The sequence below is a fragment of the Thalassotalea psychrophila genome, from assembly GCF_031583595.1.
GTDB classification, from domain to species: Bacteria; Pseudomonadota; Gammaproteobacteria; order Enterobacterales; family Alteromonadaceae; genus Thalassotalea_A; species Thalassotalea_A psychrophila.
In genome coordinates this window covers 1,757,623-1,783,323 of sequence record NZ_CP134145.1, presented here as the reverse complement: position 1 = coordinate 1,783,323, position 25,701 = coordinate 1,757,623, and the positions used below count along the sequence as shown (strand labels likewise).

Sequence of the window (25,701 nt, the reverse complement as noted above, 5' to 3'; positions counted from 1 at the left end):
TTATGTACTTGCGAATGGACGCAATTATTAGGCGGATTTTTCGAGGGGCTGAATGAGTGGTTTTCAATATGGAAGTTATATATGCCGAGATCACATTTTAGCAAGGATGTTGTATATGGTATGCCCTGATCACATTTCGACATGGATGTCATTTATTAGAGCCATACACTAGTACAGGACGTACGTAGGTAGGTAGAATAATGCAGGAGATTATCGAGGAGTAATTTCCGAGGCATGTGAATAAAACTGTCCCTGGCAATTCTAAGTTAATTCATCCATGAATTGAGCCAATCTTATAACTTCCATGTCAGATTGACATTCCATCCCTGAAGTAACAGAATTTATACCATCCCTGGCAATTCTAAGTTAATTCATCCCTGAATTGAGCCAATCTTGTAACATCCATGTTAGATTGCCATTCCTTCATCCCTGAAGTAAAAAACCCGGGTATATCTGCATATATCCGGGTTTTAACTTATGGCTTAAGGCCGCTAAGCGGTAACTAGCTTAACAGGATCCTGGAGTATTCGGATCGCAAGTCTCTGATTCTTCCCGAGACTGTATCGGTCTGGTGGTTAAATCTAGTTCAAAACTAAACTCACTTTGCGCAGGGTCGTATACGTCTTGGCCTATTGTTGCTGCAGTAGGTATACACATGGCCACGCTTTCGCCTTCTTTACCGTTACAGTTTGGCATTGTGGTAAACGTGTGGTTTTGTTGCCAGGTTATTGCATCCCCTGATAATAAGTCACTGGTTAAAGTACAACTTGCCAGGCTATTTTCATCGAGCTCACTACAGGTTACTGTTGCCTCTTTATGATAAACACCAAGCACCGATAATATTGAACGAGCGCTAAAATCATTAACAAAGATATTGTCTGCTTTACGGCCGTAATCTACATCCAGTTGCATAGGTGGGTAGTGACCCGCAGGAAGAGCATTATTTCTACATTCCAGCATTGTATCGCCAGCCGAGCCAACACAATCAAGGGAATACATTACGTGAGTCCAACAAACAGGAGCATCCATATATTGCTGAACAAACACACAATTGTTTCTCTCTTTCCACAAAATACCGTCATTAGAAATGGTTCGCCCCGTTGGTGCTGAGCTACCGCCCGTGCCTCCTGTCGATGGTAAGCCAAAGATATCAAGCTTCCAGATTAGTCCTGAGACATCATCGAGCAGCGTTAACTTTGGCTGACAGTCATCTAAAAACAAACTGATTTGATGCTGTTCTGCTTTGCTGATGATTTGCTGGGCACTACCGTCACCACATGAAATGTCATTATCTGATAACAGTAATTGAGCTGGTAGTGAGCTCCATGACAATAATGGCGTAACGGATGTTAAGTTATTATTAGTTAAGTCTAATTCCGATACGCTAGCTAATTCAACAATCCCGGTTAAATCTCCGATTTGATTATTGGCAAGTTTGATTTCTGTCAAATGCGTAAAGCCGGCTAATATCGGCATGTCACTGAGTTGATTATTGCTTAAATTGAATACCGTTAACTTAGTCAAATCAACAAGCGAGCCTTGCTCATCGCCAATTTGGCTAATGTGGTTGTTATTCAGGCCTAACTGAGTTAACTGCTGTAACGACGCCAAAGGACTGGCGTTAACAATGGTATTATTGGCTAACTCTAAACCAGTCAATGCCGTCAGGCCGGCTAAAGCACTCACATCAGTGATATTGTTGGCAATTAATTCTAACGTGCGCAGCTCAGTTAATGACACCAAGCCATTAATATTTAAACCCTGAGCATTATTTGCCTGGTTATAGTTTAAATTTAAGGCTTGCAGCGCCGTTAATCCACTTAAGTTGACTGTATCGTTAAGGGTGTTATTGGCTAAATTAAGGCTGGTTAACGAATCGCTCGCACTTAACACTGGCATTACGCTAAGCTGGTTATCATTTAGTTGTAAAGAGGTAAGCGCAGGTAGAGCTGCTAATGAGCCAGCGTCTGTCAGCTCATTATTTGAGAGCTCTAATTCGTTTAGGCTGGTCGCATTGTCTATACCGGTAAGAACTGAAATACCGGTATTACTTAGGTTTAAACGCTCAAGCTGACTTAAATTAGCAAGCACAGTTGTAGTGAAACCAGTGGTGTTATTTAGCTCAAGCTCGACTAAATTGGTTAAATTGGCCACAACAGAGAAATCGCTAACCTGAGTAAAGCCAAGGTTAAGTGACTCGAGCTTGGTTAAACCGGCAATTGCACTAATATCATTCAGCGCATTTGGTGACACCGCACTACCCGTTAGGTTTAAATGTTTAAGATTAGTAAAGTATTTTAATACCGGCTCAGCTGCAGCACTAATGATTGCACACTTAAGCGTATGAATTTCTAATACCGAAATATCAGCCGTAGGTACTCCAGCTTCAACATCATGGCTGGCTATATTAATACAAGTGTATAGCGGTGCTACCCCGTTTGGATTTGTCTGAAATTGATCTTTGATCATACCGAGTAGCGGCGCATACTGATCAAAATCACGCGGGAAAAAATCGTCGTCGTTTAAAACGCCATCGTTGTCAATATCATCATCTTCACGGTCAGGAATGCCGTCGTTGTCAAAATCGGGGTTTTCAACTAAATTTTCATCGGCTTCAATCACTAAAATGGTTTGTTCGATGATATCTGGCTGGCTTAACAGCATTGCGCTTTTGCTTTGGCTAACAAGCTCAGCATCTGCTGCCAACTCTAACGTGCTGTTAACACCTTGCGGTAAGCTAAATTCTTCATTATCGACAATGACTTTAATCACCGCGGCTAAGTCAACAAGCTGTTCGGCATTTATTGCCGCAACGGCTTGCTCAAGTTCAACGTCGGTAGTAATAATACTATAGCCGTCATTTGAAGCCGCTTCAGCAATACTCTGCAGATGGATTTGCTCAGCTAGCACAAACTGGGCAGTACTATAGTTAGTAATATTAACACCGAGCAGCTCATGCATCTCTAAAATACCGTCACGCCCAGCAGCTTGCTTCAAGTGATTAAAACTTGCCAGTAATGAAACGAATTCTACCCCTGGACCAGGGCTATAGTTATTGTTACCAAAGGCACTAAGCTTCACCAGTGCGTTATAGTTACGCTCATTAACTTCAATATCTTCAAAAAAATAATGGCCAAAACTATCGGCTTGGGTGGTAAATTGCTGATCGCCGACCTCTAATAGCACGTCGGCATAAGAAATGACTTCATCGGTCACCAAGCCATGAATTGATATAGTATCGTAAATCGCTTCGCTGGTTACCACCAAAGTTTGGGAAGCGCTTTGATCATCATTATCAGTCACCTCAACGGTAACATTAAAAGCAGTGTCTTGATCTACGCTAGGTAAAGTAAGAGTAAGTGCCGAAGAGTCTTGTCCAATAAGCTCTACGTTTGCACCACTCACTTGCCAATTATAGCTGGCGATAGTGCCATCGACATCGGATGCGACTGCCAGCAAGGTGATAGTTGAGCGTTCTTGGGCACGATTAGTGCCGTCAATAATAACGCTAGGTGCAACATTTGCCGGTGGCTCAATATTTGGTGATGTACCACCTCCTGCACTACTGCCACCACAACCGGTGAGGATGGCGCAACTAGTCAACAAACTAGCGCGTATCATTCTTTTTAGTGATATATGAGACGTCATATTTTCCTCTATTAACGTTTACAACGCGTACCAAAAGTTAAAGTTAACTGTGGTAAAGCGTGGGTATTAAATATTTTCATCACACAACATTTATGTACACAAGTACAAATATCTTTTAGCTAAGCTACGCTATTTGTATCGATAAACACGATAATATTATGCAAACAGTGTAAATAATGGCCACAGGTTAAATATGGCCATTGCGATTAAATTAGTAATTAAAATACATAAATGATCTCGGCGCTAACCGTACGACCTATCGAAGCACCGCCGTATATGCCACCATTGTAGTAAGGCCATGCGGTATGTGATTCATCTTTTGGCGGTCTAGGGTTAAAGATGTTCACCACTTGTGCAGTCATCGATAAGCCCTCAGTCACCCGATACGCAGCGGTAAAATTGAAGGTGTAATAAGGGTCTAACCTTTGTACTTGCTCAAAATGATAGCTGTCTTCGTCACTGAACTCTTCTGGCTGATTCCAAATAGGAATTGAACCAACACGGCGGCCACTAAGTGTTAATGCTAACTCTTCTTGCATCCAGGTAATATGGCCATTCATAGTTGAACGCGCATCGAAATTCCACCATAAATCACGGCTGTGAATTTCTTCACTTTCCTGATCAAATTGTGAACTGGTATCTAGGGTATGAGTCCAGGCAAGTTGCATTGTCCAGTCTCCAAAATCGGTACTGGTAAAGTAGCGAATTTTAGCATCAACACCTTCGGTGGTCTGTTTTGCTGCATTTAAGTGCGAGGTAGCAACCGCATCGATTTGTTCGCCGGCAAAACCACTGTCTGAGCGGCTGATTTTTGCATCATTTTCGATACATTGGGCACTGCCCGGCACAATGTCTGGACGTTCAGTTACCGGAAATGGATAGTCTGGATTTTCAGGATCGGCATTGCTGCGATCTTTACAGTAATATTCGGTCTGTAAAATACTGCTAACACTTTCACCAACCACCACTTGCTCAAGCTCAATGGTATACCAGTCAAAACTCATATTTAAGTTATCGCTGATATCCCAAACAACGCCAAGGCCGTAGTTAGTACCTTCTTCCTCTTTCAAGGTTTTAGAGCCTTTACTGTTGCCTTTTACCGACTGAGTTGGACAACGAGCTTGCTGTGGGTCAAAGGCTTCGAGATCGTCAGGAAAATCACCGTTTTCATCACGTTCTGCTTGGTAATACTGATCCTCACAGGCCGATAAATCTACGGCAACGGTGTAATATCCACCATCGCTGGCAAACACCCGATGCATATCTGGCGCTCTGAAACTCTTACTCCAACTTGCCCGTAGCAACACATTGTCTAATGGCTGATAGGTTAAACCAAGTTGCGGTGAAAAACGTCCGCCAACCTCACTGGTATCATCATCATATTGATCGTAACGACCCGCAAGTTTTAAGCTCATTGCAGCCATTAACGGCGCTTCAAGCTCGACACCTACGGCATAGCGAGAGCGGTCACCACCACCTTCGGTACCGGTGAGATTCCACCAGCCCATGCCACTATCATTTAACATGCGATCATCTAAATTGATGTCATACCCTTGCTTATTCCACTCGGCCACTAAGGCAAAATAGGCATCGCCCGCTGGCAGTTCAAAGGCTTCACCAGAAATTACCGCCGTTACTGAGTTAGAATAAGAATCGGCAGTCGTTAGTTGGCGGCCAATAAGTTGTTCACGAGTATTTGCGGTGATCGGATCAAATATACCAACACTGCCCTTGCCATCTGAGTAATCTACTGCCCAAAACTCACCAACGTCCCCTAAAAATAGGTTACGAACCAATTCTTCTTTCATTTGGCTTGATGATTGGCTGTTTTCATTTTCACTGCGACTGAAGGTGATATCCCAGTCATATTGATCAAACAATAAACCTTTAACACCCACATTCATCATTAACGAGGTGTCTTCAACCTCGCTGTCTCTAAAGCCTAATTCGTGTTCAGCAAATAAGCGCTGCTCGGTATGGTAATCGTAGAACTCGGCGCCTTCGTATTTGCTATCATCGTCAGCCAACGCAGCCATATTACCATCGCCATTAGGGCGGTACTCAATAATAGGAGAGTTAATATAATGAAAGCCACTGCGAATAAACGCATCTTGTTGGGTGTACATTACGTCGGCAAACAATTCGGTGTCATCAGTTAGTTCATAAATGCCACTGACATATGCTGATACCGTATCACGCTCATTTCGTATACTGCGAGTACCCGACAAGTCTACACCACAGTAAAAACCATAGTCATATTCATCATCTGTACCTTCATCAATAACCCGCTGGCTATACTCGTAACCCGAGGCCGAGTTTGTACAGTTTTGCTCGCCAGGATCACGATAAAGCGTACGGCCTTCGTTAATGTCTTCAGTATCTTCATCATCTTGATAAAAACCTAAACGCACCATTTCATCGACAACCACAATACCACGGTCTAAATATTGATGCCCTGCAGGGCCATCATCAACCGAGTCCATAAATGAACGGTCGGCTGAATAAATTGGCTGTTGGTGTTGATATTCTATCGCGGTAGTCAGGCTAAAGCGGTCACCTGAAAAACCGGTTACCAGTTGAATTCTGGCTTCATCACCACCACCTTCCGTGGTCGTACCCGCTTTCACACTCAAGGTGGTATCTTCAACATCTTTTTTGGTGATAATGTTCATCACCCCAGCAACGGCATCTGAGCCATATACCGCTGAGGCACCGGCAGTTACCACTTCAATGCGCGCAATTGCGGCCATAGGGATGCCAGATAAGTTAACAAAGTTAGAGGCACCATTATAAGGCGACGGGTAATCGGCCATGCGACGACCATTAACTAACACTAAAGTTTGATTATTGCCTAAACCGCGTAAACTTACCGTTTGCGCATTGGGGGTGAAACCGCCCATTGCCGCCGATTCTGCACCTTGGGTTACCCCGGTGTTTTGGGTTAAATCTTTTAATGCATCAAATGCGGTAGAAAAACCTTTCGCCGCAAGTTCTTCGGCATTGATCACAACAACCGGGCTTACTCCTTCAAGATCAACTGCTTTAATGCGTGAGCCAGTTACTTCTACGCGTTCAATTTCTTGCTCGTCAGCAGTGTCTGCTTCATCTTGATTGGTGTTATCTAGTTGAGCAGTTGTATTCGTTTTTACTGCGGTTACTTCAATTGCAGCTAATGGCTGCTGCGCCGCATAAATACTTGCACTGCCAACCATACCAATAACCAGTCCGGTTCGTATGCTAACAGTAATAAAACTTAATTTTTTCAAAATTTTCTCCCACAGAAATATCGATTTCTCGACCTATTGAGCACCGACACTTAGCCATGTAAGTGCTCAATATTTCTGGATTTTATGTTATTTTTTGTTACTGATTATTATTCTTAGCGATTGGCATTAACTTGCGTCGACTGCAACAAGCTATTATGGTGAAAAACAACATAGACAAACTTGAACTACCGGCATTTACATCTTCACCGGTTACACTGATATTTATCGTCGTGATTTTCGATTCTAGTACACCATTTGAGCCAATAAGCGAAAATTCAAAATGTTTACCATCGGCATTGTCAGGTACAGTAAAGGTAATGCTGTTTTGATCTTTGCTAAAAGCCACCTTAGGCCCTTGTAACTGAGACCATTGGTAACGGATCTGGGCATTATCAATAACTGCATCTTCAACGCTTGCAACTATGGTGACGGTGCTACCTGGATCAACGAGTTGCTCAGTGGCAGCAAGTACAAATACTGGTCGAGCATAAACCATTACCGGCTCGGCAATACCAGAAATTTCACCTTTGTCGGCGTTATCAAGTACAGAGTATACCGTTGGTGTCAGGTCGATATAGCCTTGTACATCGGCATAATTGACCATCAATAAGGCGGTTTTGGCGGCGCTACCACTGGGGTGATTATATGACCAGGTCAATGTATCGCCCTGCTGGCTAAATTCAACATCTTGTAGATCAGCATTCGTTGCTTGACCATTGTTACTGGCATTAAAAGCGAGCAATTCAACGCTGCTGCCTGCAACTAAGTCAACTGACATTTGATACTGGCGGTCTTGGCCTGTGTTATTTTCAGCAAAGCGGATATTAAAGCCTGCTAATGTCTGCTCTGTTTCATTGCTGGCAAGTGATAGTTGTACATCGTCGCTGGCTCTGGTTAAGTTAACGTTGATTGTACCAACGTTATCTAAGATAGCTTCTGCGGTACTCACTTTTATAATACCGTAGGCTTTATCACCTTCATCCATGTCGAGTTCCCAGTTTATCTTCATTGCCACTTCGGCTTCTCGGGACACTTCCTTTGGCGCAGTAACGGTTAAGCTGTCGTTGTCTTCGGTGATAACACTAACCGCTAGTTTAAAATCATCGATAATCAGATTGGCAGGATCAAACGCGTCATCTTGGAAGTCATTGAAACGGTCGCCAAAATTGTGTACTAAAATCCAATATTGACCAATTCTTGGTTGTTCATAGTCAAGAAATTCATTAGCACCAGGTTTAATACTCCAAAAACGTATGTCGGTCATTTCGTTTGGATGCATTTGGCCATCACCATCAGGGTCAACACCAATATATATATCAAGATCCGGTGAACTGGTTTCAAGCACTTCAACCACTAAACGGCCAGCAAGAGCAGGAATAGCTAACGGAATTACGTGAAAGCCTAAGCCGTCATTTTTAGTATAATCCAGGTATAGATTGGTTGGGTTTGCCGCCCGTTGAACTTCGCCAACAAATACTTCAGACTTAAACAAGCCCGACTTAGTAAAAGTTAAGTCTTCTGTACCAACGGTAATAACATCTTCAACAACAACAGTGCCAACATCACGATGCGCGCTAATGTTTACGTCTTTTGGCGTACTACCGGCAACGAACTCAACCGCAACAGGCAATGATGCTACTGGAATATCGCTATCAGTAGCGGTTAAATGTACGCGACCAAAGCTCCACACAGATTTTAATTCGCCAACTAAATTCGCGCTAACATCTAAGGTAAAATCTTCACCTGCACGAACACTAATTTGCTCGATATTGGTAGTGAGTTCCATACCTTCGGTTAAATAACTAAACGATACATTCCAAGTAGCATCTTTGGTCGCTGTAAAGGTTCGAGTCCAGCTACATTGGTAATCACATGCACCTTTTGACAGGCTGGCTAAATTCATACGTTCAGGTTTACCATGCCATCCAGCAGCCGGCACACGTGTTTTTTCTTCACGTAGGTTAGGATCTGCCGGTGTCGTACCGTCAGTATCAACAATGGCCATACCAGGAACATCTCCAAATGGATCTGCCGCCATATAACCATCGAAGGTTTCAGTCAAAATTAGTCCTGACGCAACTGCACGGTCAACGCGGGCTAATCCTGAGCCGGTTAAATGAAAGTTGGCATCTTTATAAATATATTCACCGTCAACATAGTCATCGATAACCTTCAAACCACTTGCCGCGGTTAGCATTAGCGCTGATTGCGCCTGTGCTGGCGTCCACTCTGGCTGAGCAGCTTTGAGCAATGCATACATTCCGGTGACATGTGGCGTAGACATTGAGGTACCATCCATATAAAGGAAATCTATGTCACTTTGAGCCGCTTTGCTAATGCGATAATCTTTCATGCCCTTACCGATACCGGCAGCTAATATACCGACACCCGGCGCCGAAATAGCAGGTATTAAATAATCAAGGCTAAACGAGTCTGGGCCCTGTGCAGAGAAACCGCCCATTACCCCGGCTATTTCATCATCAGCAACCAAATTAGAGGCATTGATCGCCACTTTATGATCTGCACCTTGATCTAACCAAGCCAATAGTTTACGGCCATCCTTGCGGTTAAGATGGATTGCAGGAAGAGTATGATGATCATTATTTAGGGTTTCAGATGAGTCTAGGGTATTGATTAAAATCAAGCCACTAGCGCCAAGCTGATGCATGGCATAACCTTTGATCAAGCGACTAAGCGTACCTTCAGTGTCGCGGCCACCACGATTACAAATTACGACTTTGCCGGCCACCGCCTCGGCTGATATAGAATCTTCGCCACACGCGCCCTGAATACCATAAACATCATAAGCATCCATATTGTTATGAACATGAGTATGTTCATAGGCAACTGGATTATCTAGTGTAGAGGCTGGATAAGAATGTGCGTCATCGCTTTCATGATAATATTTTTCTTCATCAAGAATACTATGTATATGAGTATGACTATGAGTTCCTTCCCCAGTAAATTCAACGTCACTGGCAAAAACCACCTCAGTTGCCGGTAATGCTGAGGTAGCACCTTTACCAATATATTCAGTTTCGGCAAAATCTGCCGGACCGCCAACAAGCGTTAAGACCTTATCGTTAAAGCCACGGTTATGTGAGTTGGCGCCAACACCAGTAACCCAAGGTGCGTTACCTGGGGTACGAATAGAGGACGCCCCTTCTGCACCCGAGTTACCTGCCGAGGCCGAAATATTTAGTCCGGCCTTGCGCGCCGCAAGAAATCCTAATGCCTGTGCATGATACCAAGGTGAGGTGGCAACCCCTGAAATGGAGTAATTAATTACATCGACACCATCATCAGCGGCACGTTCAATTGCTTCAAGGGCATAACTTTGATTACAAGAGCCCAACGGTGAACATACCTGATAGGCGATAATGTTGGCGTGTGGTGCTACACCGCTAATTTGCTCATATGTAAAATCTTCCTGATACAAATGGCGCAGGCCCTTGCCTAATTGCGATTCGGTTTTAACATTTTTTACAACATTACCGGCTGCAGTAGACGCAGTGTGCGTGCCGTGACCATTAATATCCTGTCCGGTTCGGTTGCGGGATTCGTTATTATCGCCATTAATAATATCTTTGGCATAAACCCCAATTGGGACAATACCAATCAGCTTATCATTACACCAGTTAGGCTCGGCCACACGTTCAGGTTCATTTTCGGTGGCGGGAGTGTAAGCACAATCACCAATATAAACACCTTTACCTTTCGGGTTGGTATGATCAAAGCCGTCGCCACCAATATCGGTGAACGAAGGGTGAAACGGCGGTAAATTTTCGGTGTCGAAAATGTCATCTACCGGTTCTAAAAACGAGGCAATGCCACTATCTAAGATCCCAACTACAATGCCTTCACCCATGTTGCCGGCAGTGCCATGTTCGGCAGTGCCTGACCAAACTTTATCGGCGCCCGAATATGAAGGACCAGAATCGGTATCGATTTGATCAAAGCCGACCTTTTCAATAAATTTAATGGCGTCGTGCTGTTGCAATAAACGGGTTTCATTGTCGCTCAACTCAGCAACAAAACCATTTAACACCGTATCATAACGGCGGTTAATGGTGACTTTGCGCTTCAATCTTGACTCTATATGGTTTTGCGCTTCAAGTTGCTTATTGGCAAGGTGTTTTCTGTATCTTTTAGAAGCGAGACTTTTAGTATTAAGTAGGCCTTTCGCTGTGGTATTGCTATGTTTACTGCCTAAACGACTGGTTGGCGCTAAGCCATCAATGCCACCGTCATATAGAGCCAGTGGTGGCTGTTTAAGAATAACAAAATATTCATTAGTCAAAGACTGCTTAGTGCGACTAATGCTGGCAATATCAGTCGTTTGGCGCTCGGCATGTGTGCTCGTGGCAAATGGTAACTTAGGCCCGTCATTATTTGACTCGGCCCAGGTTATGGCACTAACGGCTATACTTGCAGCTAGTAATGTCATCTTAGTGATAACGTTTTTCATATTATTTCTCACAATAAAGTCTTTACGTAAGGTGCACAGCACCTTGCTAAATAGTCTAAATAAGACGGCGGCGACAAAACACTAGTACTAGGACCAGTAAATAACCAAAACTGCCCGATGAGCGCTCGCCTTTAGGCGAACCTACGGCAGCGAGATCGTAGGAAACCGATATTTCGACGTCGGTAATATATTCGTTACTACCATCAAAGATATGAACCGTGGCACTAAACTCGCCACCTTGTGTTGGCGTTCCTGAAATCACCCCACTTTTATCTATGGTAAGGCCGTCTGGTAAGTCGGTGGCAGTAAAGGTTGTGCCAATGCCATCGATATCAGCAAAATAGCCCGCCAAGGCAAACGGTGTCATTGCCATATTTTGCGTTAATGCTAATGGTTCAATATCGGCAAGTTGCAGCGGTGCGTTATCGTTACTATTACGTATAGATATAGTGATCAACTCAGCTTCAGAGGTATCGTTACCACGCTGAATAAATGCGCTTAATTGGTAATGAGCTTGCTTTTCAAAATCAATGTATTGTGGATCTCGCACTGACAGTTCGCCCGCAGCGCTTAGTTGAAATGGGCCACCGGTGCCGGCACTGAGCAATTTAATTTTAACCTGCCCTGGGTAGAGCGCATACGCTTCTTTAAGGTATGGGCTGTAAGTACGAACCGTACCTAAGACATCACCAATATTGGCATCTTCTGCAACACTGAAGGTTTGACCTTTTGCAATCACTGGAGCGTTTGCCGCGTTAACTGCTAACTTGCTAAAACCGGTTAGTGGCTCAAAGACATACCCACCAGCGGAGCAGCTAGTATCAGCTGAACCGACTTCGGTACCCACTTGTACACCACAAGAAAGATCACGTAGGTATGATACAACCGCACGTTCACCAGGTTGCAAGGTAATGATATTACGCCAGTTAGGTGCATCGGCTGATAACTCTGCTGATTTTGCCATTTTAATAGCAACACCAGATAAAAATGCCGAGTTAGTATTCGTTAACGGTGCATTGAGGAAGGTTTTCATATCTATTGGTTGCCAGGCAAAAATACCAGGAGTGATATGATCGCCACTGTCGGCTATCAAATTTTCTTGTTCACAAGTTGCCATAATTTGACCTTGGGCATTTTCAACTTCAAAATCACATAAAATGGCACCAGGGTTTGTGTTTGGTGAATAAAATGTGAATTCGTTGACGCGTGAATGGTTTATCGTACAGCTATAAAACACCTTATTACTTGCAATAGTACAAAGATAATTCAGTTGTGGCTCAGCTGAAAATGCTTCTAAAAAGTTAAAGTATTCATTCAGGTCGACGTCGGCTGTTGGCTCACTAAAACCATATATACAGTTACCGGCGTGATCTTTTACAAAATCGGGCTCACACTGCAACTCGGTATCGGCTGGCATTTCGTCGCCAAACGGCAAAACTACGTGTCCGCCAACAGAAAAATTATGGGTAATTACGCGTTCGCCGACTGTAGGTAGCACATGGCGATCGGTGATAAATTGAAAACCAATTTTGTCGTTAAACGTTGCTTCACTAATTTCGCCATGAAACAGTTTGTCGGTACATATATTAGTCACGATAGTGTCACTATTCGGACTAGAAATAGTCTCTAGTTCGGTAGTTTTCCAACGCTGATTATTGGTGGCATAGTTAAATGGAATACTTAAATCGTACCATTGAGTGACTAACTCGGCATCAGTGTTATAAGTAACTTTTAACGTGCTTAAGTGCCCCACTTCACGTGCTAATGCATCAAGCACACGCGGATCATAATTGGCAAGTTCTATATTTTTCTGATTATGTAATTTAATTGCGACCACAGCCGAGCCAACACCTTGTTTATCTTTATGTCGGGCAGCAGGGAGCGCAAGTGGTTCAAACATAGTAACTGCTAAGGTTAATTTTTTGCCTGATAAACATTGCGACTCTGGTAGTACGTCGCCGGCAATCGACTTGATAATATGACCGCGAACATCAGCAAGATGAGCAGCAGGTCGTTCGCTATGATAAATGCTTGGTAAAGCGTACAAAGTGCGCTCTTGGTTTGAACTATTTTCTAGCTCTACTTGGTTATAAGAAACACCGGCAACAAAGCCGCCAATAAATGGCCAGTTGGCATCGTGTGGCGGTGTAAACCTATCTTCAACCGGTGTGCTCGTCAATACTTCCTGCCATTGCGCTAAATCACTGCCATGGTTAACCACCAGCGAGCTATTGTTCATTGGCATGATTAGCCACGGTAAATGAATAGCGGCGCCAGGGCTGGTTTGATGATTCAATTGGATATAACCATGCAGAGCAAGTTTCTCCCATTGCGCTAAGCTGTAATCGGAGCCGCGCTGAATGGGGAACTCTGCCATCAAGGCGCTATCTAGCGTAAGCGTTAACGGCACCACCACTTCGCTGTTAGCCGGGATAAGTACAGACTCAGGGAAAGAAATGGTTAATGCATTATTATTATGTTTTTCACCATTAACAATTACCGCAGCCTGATAATGTTGGCTTTGATCAGTGATATTCTTAATCACTAGGTCGCGGCTAAAACTCGATTTGCCGGCAACTTTTACCTGACCAAAATTAACACTGGGTTGGTGATTTTCTTTTTGATAGATCAGCGCATAAGCATTGGTTGCAGCAAGCGGATTAAGTGAGCCGCCACCAATTTGAGCAACGCCGATACTGTTTTCAAGACTAAGCATACCGGTATTAACAATTAATGCTTTTACCTCAGCGGCGCTAAGTTGTGGATGTTCTGACATAATACTGGCAGCAGCAGCAGCGGCACGGGTGGCAGCAAAGAAGTTACCACCATCAATATCGCCATAGCCATCAATATAGCCCGCGAGAGCGCCAGTAAGTTTGCTGTTTAATGCCAAAATATCGGGCTTTAATACAGAAACCGGACCACGCGTTGGCCCGATAGGAGATTCTGCCGCCACTTTATAACGATAAACTTCTTCACCATCGGCCTTTGCTCTTACTGAAGAGCCAACAGACAATGCCGCCGGATCAAGCGCGCGAGCGGCGATATTATAGTAACTTTCAAAATGACCACGATCACCCGCAGAAATTACCACGAGCGCACCGGTAGCACTGGCCGCACGAACAAAATTGGTGATCAGGCTACCAAACGAGTGAAATGTTTCCCGCTCATCGTAATAACCTAAGCCCGAGGCTAAGGTATTAGCAATTAAAATAATGTCAGCGCGATCAGACATATCGCCATCGAGGTTAGGATCGACGGCCATCTCAAGCGCAGCCATTAATTTAACATGGGTACCCTTCTCGCCAATAACATCTGCACCGTCGGTAATGCCTTCGGTTTTGTAAGACAGTATTTTGGCATCCGGTACTGAGTTAACTATGGTATAAGCGGCCATAGTCCCGCGGCCTGCAATATACTCTAACGAGTCATCGCGGGTATCGGTAATATTCGTATGATACTCGAGTGGATTGTAATCTTGCATTACTGATTCAGAATTAAAATCGTAACCACCAATAACGACATTATTGGGGAATCCGCCCCAGGCATTGGCACGGTTAAAATACGCTTCCGCGTAAGAGTTCTCTTCGCCATTGCCACCTAACGCCACATGAGTGTAATCGACTCCTGGGCCAATAATGGCGACAGTAATATTATCGCCAGCATCGTTGACTTTTAAAAATGGGTACGGGTGACCAACATTGGGAGAGGTTGAATCATCGTCTTCAGCCGTAACTTTAGCCGCTAGTGTTGTCACATTGGTAGCCGCGGCATTGGTAACAAATTGCACACTCGCCAACTGATCGTTATGTTTTATTTGTTCAGCGGTATCTGCGGTCATGGTTAGGAACAGCTGATTGGCCAACAATCGTGTTTGGCTAATGAGCTGAGCATCCGCTTGAATCGCTTTAACACTAGCAAGGACACTGCTTTGTTGTTGGCTAATTTGGGCTAAAATAGCTTGACGATCACTACCCTGTTGCCAGTGTTGTCGATCTAATGCACCCGACCCTGTTAGTGTCAGCAAGTAAGAGCCGCTGACTTGTTCGGTAAACACACTGCCCTGTGGTAGCTGGCTAGTTGAACTAGCAGCATTGGCATCTAAGGCGCCTGCTTCTGGTGACAGTAAACTGCCAACGAGCAATGCGACTGAGGTTGATTTGAAAACCATAATGTCCTCTTATTTAAGGTGTAAATACATTTTTAAATTGTGCTTAAAAATGTTTAAAAGTGTTGAATGACAGCAAGCTGAATTAAGTTCAGTGCCGAATTTTCGTAAAATTTGAATGCTATATGACAGGTTTAAACAACGGAAAAATTGGCACACCAACAAAAAAATAAAACTCAATGGCCATAAGCTGCCGCCAGAAGAGCTATTATTGGGTTTAGCCGAAACCGTTATGACTATGTTGGCGTTCGATATTGCGCCTGCGCTGTCAATGACTCGATAACTCAGTTGCTCGTCACCGATAAAGTCTGGCGCACTTTGGTAACGAATTTTATTATTGTGCAGACTCAGCAAGCCGTTACCTTGGTAATTAAACGAAGCAAGTGTTAAGGCTTGTCCTTCTAGGTCGCTATCATTAGCTAAAACATCTAAGTCGATTATTGTTTCGGACGTTGTTTTAAAATTATCATCAGTTGCTGTTGGTGGGTCATTAACGGCGATAACCTCGACTGTTAATGCCAATGGTTCACTGCTATCAGTGCCATCGTTGGCAATCACCTGCAGCTGTAATTGACCATAAAAATTAGCCTCAGGGATCACCTTATTACCATTAACCTGATAATGCGGACCTGGTTGTATGGATAAACTAATGCCTTCGGGATAGCGCGTATCAGGGTCAATAATGTTGAATTGCGCGGCATTAAGGTCTAGCGGCGTATCTTCTAACGTGGATAATTGCTCAACCACAGCCGTAATTTTTGGCGCAACATTAGCCGCTGTACTATTAAAAATTTCAAACTTTGCAGAGATGGCGAAAAAAATATTATCGCTACAGCTTACTTTTAATCGTGCTTGTTTATGTACTCCCTGAGGCGTACTAACGTCTGCGCTGCCGCTATTGTCTGCATTGCTTACCAGGCGTTGGCTAAAATGGCCACCATCGTCTAATGACAAGTCAATGTTGACGTACTGACAATTTATTGGCGCAACATTAGTATTGGCAACGTCCCAATGAATAGTATTGGTTGTGGTTGCGGCCCAATAGGTAGACTGAGATGGCGCACTCACGGAAAATGGGCCGGCACTGCCGTCAACTTGCAACGTAACTTGTTGCATAGTCACCGCGCCTTTTTGGTCGCGCACCGATAACTTAAAGTTCAATGCCCTTGTTGTCGTGGCATAAGTTTCACCGGCCACCAGGTCACCGCTTAAAATACTGGCAAGTGTTGGTAATACTCGCTTGCCATCGTCCGTAGGCTTAAAAGAACGAAATAATGGCCGTATACCATCGTCTTTTTGCATCATAGCAGCACTGCTAGTTGCTGAGCCAAGGTCAAACTGTTCCCAGTTATACGTTAACCTATCTTGATCACTATCGCTGGCACTGGCGGTTAATTGAAACGGCGTTTTTGCTGGAATGGTGACATTTTCAGTTAATACTTTCGACAAGGTAATTTGCGGAGCATTATTGTCTGACGCCACTGTTTGCCCACAATTTTGGCCAATATAGTAAGGGTCTGCGGTTAAATAATCGTGGATTTGAGCAATCGAATGGGCATGAAAATAGGCATCGGAGTTGGATTGTACGTTTTCCGGCGCACAAATCCCAGCGTACCCCATAATGGTTGAACCACTGCCCGGCTCGTAAGCCGAATTCCAATCTCGATTAAAGTTGCAATACTCGCTTTCAGAATTAAAACTATGCTCTGCGCCAAGTTGATGACCGAGTTCATGGGCGACAAAGTCGATGTAGAAACTGTCGGTTACTGGAGCTTCACGCCCGGTTACGCCCATTGCTTTTAACGGATAAAAACTTTGCTCACCTTCTTCATAGGCATCGTTATCGCAGGCACCCGCTACCAAGGCTATGCCACCAGCTCCAGTGGTTAACACATGACCAAGATCAAAATTTTCGCTTCCAAGCTGCGTGCGTAATACCTCGGGGTTGTTGTAAACGTCAAAATCATCGTTATCAAACGGGTCGGTATCAGGGTCAAGATATATTACCGCATCATTATTTTCAGCCAGTTGCAGAGTAAGACCCAGCTCGACCGAAAATACCTGATTGAGCCGATTAACAAGTGTCGCAATCGCTGAAATAGTTGCAGCCTTAGTACCACCATGAAATTGACTGTATTCTCCTGTGGCGGCAAAGGCGATACGATAGATTTTATTGACGGACGAAACATTAGTGTTTCCCATGGCTCGGATTGAGGCTACTTTCGGTAGCGCTAATACTGAGGTTTCTACTGCAATGGTTTGTGCAAGCGCATGTTTTTTATAGTAGCTCAGGTATTGTTGCTGGTTGCCAGACTGTTGTGGATCAATATATATAGTGTCATTTTGATAATGCAAAACACCATGAAAACCCTGCTCAGTATATTCAAAGCGGCCAACATGTTCAGGGTGGCCAACTTGTACCCCGGTATAGGTTTTTATGCTTGGATATTTTGCCTGTAATGCATTGGGCAGCACACTGTTTTCGCTAAGCTCGATATCAATTAACTCGCCGTTAGGTAATGGTAGCGAAATAATTTGTCGGTGTTGCTGTAGTTTTTGTTTTAACAATTCGCGATTCAAATCGACTAAGCGATACTGGCTTGCTGGTACTATGTTTGAAGGTGTGTTGTTTGAAAATGCGTTCAATGACTCTGTCACACTACTATTAACAGACATTACTATTGGGACATCTTGCCATAAGGTCTCATTAATATCGGCTTTAACCAAACATGAAAGGCTAAGGCAAGCAAAGCACCCCAGCCAAAGTAAACTGTATTTATATAGTGAACTGTATAATGTCATGCAAAACCATCAAATAATATTGGAAACCAAACTCGGCAAACTCTAAACTCTAGAATTTTAAGCTCGGCATCTTATCTGCAATAATGGCAAGAGTTAAGGTTACCTCCTGTTATTTGTTTTTGATTATTTTTTGATTTGTTTTTGATCAATTTAAACCTTTGTATTCAGCGTGTTACAAATATATAAAAAGCTAAACTTTAAAGTTATATGAGAAAGTCAAACGTAGAATAGAGTCGATTATGGTTGGTTTTTTAAACTGGTAGAGTAAATGTTGGCATTATTGGCGCGTTGTATGGTTACTAAAAATGTATGTGCATCAGCAGCTGAAATACCAAAATATTCAACGATACTTTGTGCAGGGAATTGCTTGATAATCAGATCTTTTTGATCAGGTCGCCATTGCATTATGTAATCGTATTTCTTGCTGCGCAGCAGATAATAAATGCTATTATTTTCCCAAAAATAATTACCGAAATCTTGTTCGGCCAAGTTGCTAATGACGAGCTTTTCGCTCAGACTTTTAGGGTCTACCTGCCATATACCCTTAGCCCCTTTACGACTAACATAGAGCATACCGTCAGCACCTTCCATGGCATACACCTCATTTTTGAAAGTAACTTGGCGAACCTCGCCACTGGCGATATTTAAGAGAAACAAACCGGTTCCTGCTTCGCTGGTTGCTGAAAAATAAATGCCCTGATTGTCACGACTCCATGATGGGTTGATAGGCTCTAGGTCACCTGTGTTAAGCAGAGTCAATTGGGCACCAGGTAATTTTGCTAAATATAACTGATATTTGTATTTCATTGGATTTTTTAAGTTGACCACAAAGTGCTTGCTATCAAGTGACACTGCTGAAACTAACACTTTGCCAGAATTTTGAGTGAGATTGCGCGTACCACTCGGGTATTTTAACCATAAATCCTTGTCGCCAGAACGATCTGAAATAAACAACACATCTGAAGAATTTGCCAGATACCGACCATAATAGTTTTTATCATCGCTTTTTACCCGGGTAACCGCCCTGTCATCAATTAACGAACTTTGTAGAATAAAGGGTTTATTAAGAACTCGGCTAAAATATAGCGAATTTTGTTGCTGATCAATGCTTAACCGAGACAGCGAATGAACGTAGTCAAGTACCTTAATGCTGTTATCATTGATATTATAAGATTGGCTTATATGGTGGCCATTAATTAGCACCGTCATGTAGATTTTATTAAAGTTATAATGCCAGTTAATGCCAAGTATTTTTCCTTGTTGAATGTGTAAAGCCGTTTCTTTACCATCCTTTAGCTGCATTAACACAGATTGTTGGTCAGACTTTCTGACAAAAATAATTTTTTTGTTATTTTTCGAGTATATTCCCATCAAGTCCCGTTCACCTACGGCAGGAAACGTCACTTGCGCAGGTTTGTTGCGCTCAAGATCGTAACTAAATAGACCTATTTTTTCGTTAAGTTGTTTTGGATAAAGTATATGATTGCCATCAACACTCCAGCTCAATCGGCTCTGCGTTGCTGAAAACGCACAGCCGTTATCTAAAACCTTGAGCACTTTGCTGACCAGTTGCCTTACCTTTAACTCACACGCTTTATCTGAGGAACGAAGCAAATAAGCCAGAGACTCATTGTCAGCTGACCAGGCTGGGGATGTTTTTTGCGCTAGATTATCGGTTATCGCTTTCGCTGCAACATTCGGATTGTTCAAATCCTGAACATATATTTGCTCTACTAAATCCTGCTGATTCCAAATGTATGCTAGGTAGCGTCCGTTAGGAGATATTGCTGGTTGCCTTTCAATGCCGGGGAGATCAGTGTGACTTATTAGCCTTGCAGAATTTACTTTTGTTTTATCTGTTTGCACGACCAGATGATAACTCATAGCAACTAATATCAATAATGCTATGACCGCCGCTATAAACGTTTGTAACCTTGAGACTTTGCTGCGTTTCTGTAGCTCATATTCTTTTCTAATAGGCTCAGGGTTGATAATAAGCGCGTAACCAACCTTGTGTACGGTTTTAAAAACCTCTTCATTTTCTGCACCTAAGTCTGAAAATGCTTTGCGCAAATGCCACATTGCTTGGGGAAATCCAGTTTTGCCAACCCCTTCGTTTCCTTGCCAAACAATATCTATGGCCTGTTGCGTATTGACTGTATTCTCACTATTGCTGATAAAGAGCATCAGTAAATTGAACAATTTCTTTGGTAATTTGATCGACTCGCCCCCATAAGCAATCGTAAGCTCATGACAGTTGATGGTGAATCTGCCAAGCTTATATTGACTGTAAGGCAAAGTGATCATTGTTCGTACCCATGCAAATCGTTACCAAAGTTTATTAATAAATTGTTCTTATAAATTAACTATGATCTTTATCATCGATAATGCAAGTTTAATGTTATAGCAATACGCATATCACCTGCTTATTGAAACTACTTAAAGATATAACATATGAATTAGTCAGTCGGGAATTTATATAAAGCTTGATAACAGCATAACAGCTTGCAAAAAACTCATAAATATCATCCGAACGGGTGAGGTTTATAATGTATTGCTACGGTAAATATAGAGCAGACATTTATAAACTTAAAAATATGCAGGACATTACATGTTAAACAAACGTTTCCCAGAAAAACGCGCCTTTATTACCGGTGGCGCCAGTGGTTTAGGTTTAGCCTATGCAAAAAAATTAGCCGCCAATAAATGGCGAATTGCAATTGCCGATATTAATGAACAAAGACTAGCTGCTGCGAAGCAAGAGCTTGAAGAGCTAGGTGGCATTATTATCACTATGGTGGTTGATGTAACGAGCAAAGAGCAACAACAAGGTGCTGCAGATCAACTCGAACAAGCCTGGGGCGGTGTAGATTTAGTGTTTAATAATGCTGGCATTGGCAGTTGCGGTAAATTAAACGAGCATGATGATGAAGAATGGCACCGAGTAATAAATATCGACTTATGGAGTGTGATTCACGGCTGTCGTATTTTTGCTCCGTTACTTAAAAAGAATGGTGGTGGTCACATAATCAATACGGCATCAAGTGCTGGCACGTTATGCTTAGCCGAAATGGCTGGCTACAACGTAGCTAAATCTGGTGTAGTTGCCTTATCTGAAACGCTAAATGTTGAATTATCTACTGATAATATTGGTGTAACGGTTGTTTGCCCTACCGTGCTAAAAACTAATATCAGCGAATCGTTGAAGGGCGAAACCGCTTTTGAAAAAAATATTGCCCAGCAAATTAATGAGTCAAAATTTACTCCAGAAATGGTTGCAGATAAAACCTTTGAAGGGATATTGAAAAATAAATTGTATGTCATGCCGCAAGCTGATGCTCGCTGGGTGTGGGCGATTAAACGTTGGATGCCGGAAAAATTCACTAAGTTGATGACTTATTTGTACAAAAACCGTAAATGGATATACTCTCACCTATAAAAACCGGGGTCAGAGTCTGAGGGATCCCCACAAATTTATTGGAACCCCTCATAGAGTTCTTTCATATCGATAGTGATTTTATCTAAGGCATCGTTAAGATGCCTTTTTGTTAATCTCATTTTCTTATCCGATAACACTCTTAAACCGATAAACACTCTCGACAATATCATTTTATTCTTCACTGTATTGGCTTGGTATCGTCGATGCCGATTCGTCATTATCGCGACAGTTCCCGTCAAGAACACGACAAAATTAGCTAATGTGGTTATTAATACTAGATTTGCAAGCCTCTCAGTTTTATAGCTTTGGTGTAGACCTAGTCCTAAACCATACCGGTGACTTTTCATATCTCGAAAGCCTTCTTCTATTTGCATTCGTGTTTTATAAATCCCTACAAGGCTTTTTCCTAAGTTACCTTTCATCTTTAATGATGTTGATATTAACCAAGGGTCTTCAGCACCTTTCGCATGCTTTAAAGACACGGCACTTTTTCTCACTTTCCCACAACGAGTTAAGTTTTTTCTGCCTTTAGGTTTTCTTTATACAGAGATAGATTTACGGCTAATGGATTACTTTTGGTAATAAAACCAGAAAAGCTCTTTGGTTGCGTTGTGGCTTTCTCATAAAGCGACTTAATGCTTGGCCAATTCAGGCCATCCAAAGAATAAGTATTTGGTAGGCGAGTACGACCAACAAAATCCCATCCAACAGCCTGTACTTGCTTAAACCAAGGTACTTTGAATCCAGCATCCGTAACGATAACAGGCTCACATGACGCGTCGATGACCTTTGCTAATGATTGCAAAAATCGTTTATGTGTTTGAGGCTTTTCTTTGTGCTTTATACAGTGAACCTCTTCATAAACTGTTAACCCTCGACCATTCATCGCGAGCGTTGCTCGAATTAAAAAGTTGCATTTATAAGGATCTAAATCAGACCAATCGACAAGAATAATTGGTCTACTACCTGGAGCAATTAATGTCTTAGCGATTGATTTATAGATGGTTATAGAATCAGAATTGAGATTCTTATTAGATAGTAAGCGGTCAGCTCTTTTAATATTATGTTTTTCATAGGCATTAGAGCGAATACCCCGGCCAATACTGGTTACCGTTGAACTAGCACCACTTAAAGCACTCTCGATACAAGAAAAGAGGGACTTTTTTCTTGTGGAATGCATATTTTTAGTGACATTGGCTAAGGTATTGTTCAAAATATCGATGACTTTCATGGTGTTTCCTGATTTATTTTTTTTGGCGATTAAACAGATCACCAAACACCATGAAAGTTCATTAAATTATTAATTTATCTCTATATTTTGTGGGGATACCTCAGGGTCAGAGTCAGGTTATTAAACCTACTCTGACCCTAGTATTTAATTGATCTTATTCGATACTATAGTGTTTATCTGCTCTGTTTTATTACGTTTAAATAACACCTTATTGCACACTTTGAGCAACATTTTAGGTTTCATTAATGATAAAACATGATCATTCAAATGCATCACCATCAAATAGCTTCTAAACGCCTGTTCATCATAATGGGCTAAATCCAGCACTTGGTCGACGTACCATTTCATTATTTTTTGATAAAATGGTCGTTTGCCTTTTACCCATGGGAAACGGAAATTTTGCTCGCTAATAACAAACCAGATGTAATCGAATAATTTCGCTGCCTGTTGATAAAATTGATTCGGGACCTTGGTTAAGTGTTTTGGATTTTTAGCTAAAATGTTATTTAGCGCTTGTGCTTCTAATACCGCTTTTGTCATCCCTGCACCAGATATAGGATCAGCGCTTCCTAATGCATCACCACTGGCAATAAACCCCTGTGGTAACTTGCTTTGCTGCTCAAAGTGACGACGAAACATTTTTGGATATTTAAAAGTTCTCAACTCGGTAACCGGAGTTAAATTTTTGATCATCTCAAAAATTTCTTTGCGCACAATCGATTTAGCATGGCTAATAAATTCATCGTGATTTCGTATCGGCTTTTCACAGCCGTAGGAGCAAAGGGTAACTAACAACGATTGCTTATTTTTGCCATATAGTGCTGCATAACCAAAATCTTTATCAATTGGACGCGTACCATAAAGTAACATCATCCCCCATTCAGGTACCTGCTGTGCAGTTAGCTCAAAAATATAGGTTGAGTAATATATATTAAGCTCCTGGCTGGTTTCTTTGGGTAAAGGGTAACCATGCTGGTTAAGCATTTTAGGAAAAGAGCTGTTTTTGCCACTCGCATCAACGATAAAGTCGGCATTAATTTTCTCGCCGTTACTCAGCCCTACACCTTCGATAACGCTACTGTCATCATTGAGCAGCAATTTATCAACATTGGCATTATAGCGATAACCAATATTGGCATAATGGTATAATTGTCGTCTTAATACCGTTTCAAAAATTCTTCTTGGGCCGGCCATAATGGTTATGTCAGAGTTAAACACGTGCTTCCAATTACCATTTTGAAATATACGATAATCTTTAGAAGAGTCATAGGCTTGCGTGCCTGCTGCGACTAAGTTCTCAAGAAGTTCAGGAAATAGTTTAGCAAGCTCGCGCTGGCCTTTTTGCAGTAAGTGATGAGCATGATGTGCTTGCGGAGTTGATTTTTTTACTTGATCTATATGATGGGGATCATCGCGTTCAACAATAATGACTTCTTGAAAATAATCGCTTAACACTCTTGCATTGATAATACCGCTAATACTGCCACCAACCACAACCGCGCGTTTATAGGGTTTACTTAAATCGGCTACGCAAGAAACCGACATTTCAGTACTTTGAATTGTGCTACCTTGCCCTTTACTGGCAACAAACTTTTCACTATAGAATTTATATCCCGACATTGGTGCTTGCTCAAACCATTGCTCAATGGCTGCAAGCATCGGCGGCGGACCACACATATAGCAATCGGCATTACCGTTAAATACACTTTGCTCTGACAATAACTGCGTAATTAAGCCAGTTTCTATAGCGAAATCTTCTACATTATTTTTTTCAACTGTCATCGCAATTCGTTTTACGATAAGTTGTGGCAGTGTTTTTTCTAGCTGTTTAAGCTCATCTGCACAGCAAAATTCGGTTGCATTGTTAACCCCGTAATACAAAACTAAGGGCGGAATGCTTGAGTAACTAGATAGGTTTTCAGCTATCGATTTTAACATCACAATAATTGCCGATATGCCAGTGCCACCAGCAAAAAATAGTGTTGGACGAGTAATATCTCTAAGGTAGAAATGACCATTTGGAGACTTTATATCAATGTTATCGCCTACTTTCGCCTGATCGCGCAGGTAATTACTCATTTTACCGTCTTCAAGCAGTCTGATGATAAACTGCCACTCATTGACCTTGTTACTAGTGTTAGCAAATGAATAGGCACGCCAGTCATCTGTTTCAGGGATATTTATTGAAGTAAATTGCCCAGGATAGTAATTTAACTGCTGTGTTTGTTCACTTGCTGTAACCGTGATACTTGCCGTATTTTCTGCAATGGTTTCAATATTACTGATCGTGGCTGAAATTATGGTATTTGAACTTGGCTTACACTGGCTTTTGGGATAATCAAAATGCAACTCAGTATCACTTTGTACTTGCATGGTACAAGGTAAAACCATACCTTTGTCTTTTTCATGTTCACTTAATGCGGTATCGTCGGTTAAGGTATAGTTACCCGTTTTGCATTTACCACTGCAAACACCACAAACCCCTTCACGACAATCATTGGCCAGATATATACCCTGCTGCTCGGCTTTGTCCAATAAATTTTCTTCACTCGATAGTTCTAGTTCGACTTCTTCATTGTCACTAAAGACTAATTTAACGTTATGTAATGTCATGTTTAACTCTAATTTAATTATTATGCTGTAAACTTTACCTTGACAAATAAGTGCTGTCTTTTATAA

Annotated in this window: 10 protein-coding genes; 1 reads left to right on the top strand and 9 read right to left on the bottom strand. The window is 42.3% G+C overall.

Annotation, left to right across the window (positions count from 1 at the left end):
- Positions 1 to 507: 507 nt before the first annotated feature.
- From RGQ13_RS07395 to RGQ13_RS07370, 6 genes are all read right to left on the bottom strand, one after another.
- Positions 508 to 3,648, bottom strand: coding sequence for a leucine-rich repeat domain-containing protein (locus RGQ13_RS07395; RefSeq protein ID WP_348392913.1), 3,141 nt, complete (start codon positions 3,646 to 3,648; stop codon positions 508 to 510).
- 218 nt (positions 3,649 to 3,866) lie between these two features.
- Positions 3,867 to 6,914, bottom strand: a complete 3,048-nt coding sequence (locus RGQ13_RS07390; protein WP_348392912.1) for a TonB-dependent receptor plug domain-containing protein — start codon at positions 6,912 to 6,914, stop codon at positions 3,867 to 3,869.
- A gap of 97 nt (positions 6,915 to 7,011) precedes the next feature.
- On the bottom strand, positions 7,012 to 11,382 hold the full coding sequence (locus tag RGQ13_RS07385; RefSeq protein ID WP_348392911.1) for a S8 family serine peptidase: 4,371 nt from the start codon (positions 11,380 to 11,382) through the stop codon (positions 7,012 to 7,014).
- A gap of 55 nt (positions 11,383 to 11,437) precedes the next feature.
- On the bottom strand, positions 11,438 to 15,553 hold the full coding sequence (locus tag RGQ13_RS07380) for a S8 family serine peptidase (protein WP_348392910.1): 4,116 nt from the start codon (positions 15,551 to 15,553) through the stop codon (positions 11,438 to 11,440).
- 9 nt (positions 15,554 to 15,562) lie between these two features.
- Entirely contained in the window at positions 15,563 to 18,352 is a 2,790-nt protein-coding gene (locus tag RGQ13_RS07375) for a reprolysin-like metallopeptidase (RefSeq protein ID WP_348392909.1), read from the bottom strand.
- 237 nt (positions 18,353 to 18,589) lie between these two features.
- Entirely contained in the window at positions 18,590 to 20,659 is a 2,070-nt protein-coding gene (locus RGQ13_RS07370; RefSeq protein ID WP_348392908.1) for a winged helix-turn-helix domain-containing protein, read from the bottom strand.
- A gap of 304 nt (positions 20,660 to 20,963) precedes the next feature.
- Here RGQ13_RS07370 and RGQ13_RS07365 point away from each other — a divergent pair, with 304 nt between their 5' ends.
- Positions 20,964 to 21,791, top strand: coding sequence for an SDR family NAD(P)-dependent oxidoreductase (locus RGQ13_RS07365; RefSeq protein ID WP_348392907.1), 828 nt, complete (start codon positions 20,964 to 20,966; stop codon positions 21,789 to 21,791).
- Positions 21,792 to 21,826: 35 nt separating this feature from the next.
- On the opposite strand, the gene RGQ13_RS07360 is transcribed toward RGQ13_RS07365, so the two are convergent.
- The 3 genes from RGQ13_RS07360 to RGQ13_RS07350 all read right to left on the bottom strand — a co-directional run bounded on the left by RGQ13_RS07360 (position 21,827) and on the right by RGQ13_RS07350 (position 25,635).
- Entirely contained in the window at positions 21,827 to 22,288 is a 462-nt protein-coding gene (locus RGQ13_RS07360; RefSeq protein ID WP_348392906.1) for a hypothetical protein, read from the bottom strand.
- Positions 22,289 to 22,302: 14 nt separating this feature from the next.
- The gene (locus tag RGQ13_RS07355; RefSeq protein ID WP_348392905.1) at positions 22,303 to 23,022 is read right to left on the bottom strand and encodes an IS4 family transposase; all 720 of its coding nucleotides are present in this window, start codon (positions 23,020 to 23,022) and stop codon (positions 22,303 to 22,305) included.
- Between the two features lie 144 nt (positions 23,023 to 23,166).
- The gene (locus RGQ13_RS07350) at positions 23,167 to 25,635 is read right to left on the bottom strand and encodes an FAD-binding oxidoreductase (protein WP_348392904.1); all 2,469 of its coding nucleotides are present in this window, start codon (positions 25,633 to 25,635) and stop codon (positions 23,167 to 23,169) included.
- Positions 25,636 to 25,701: the final 66 nt, after the last annotated feature.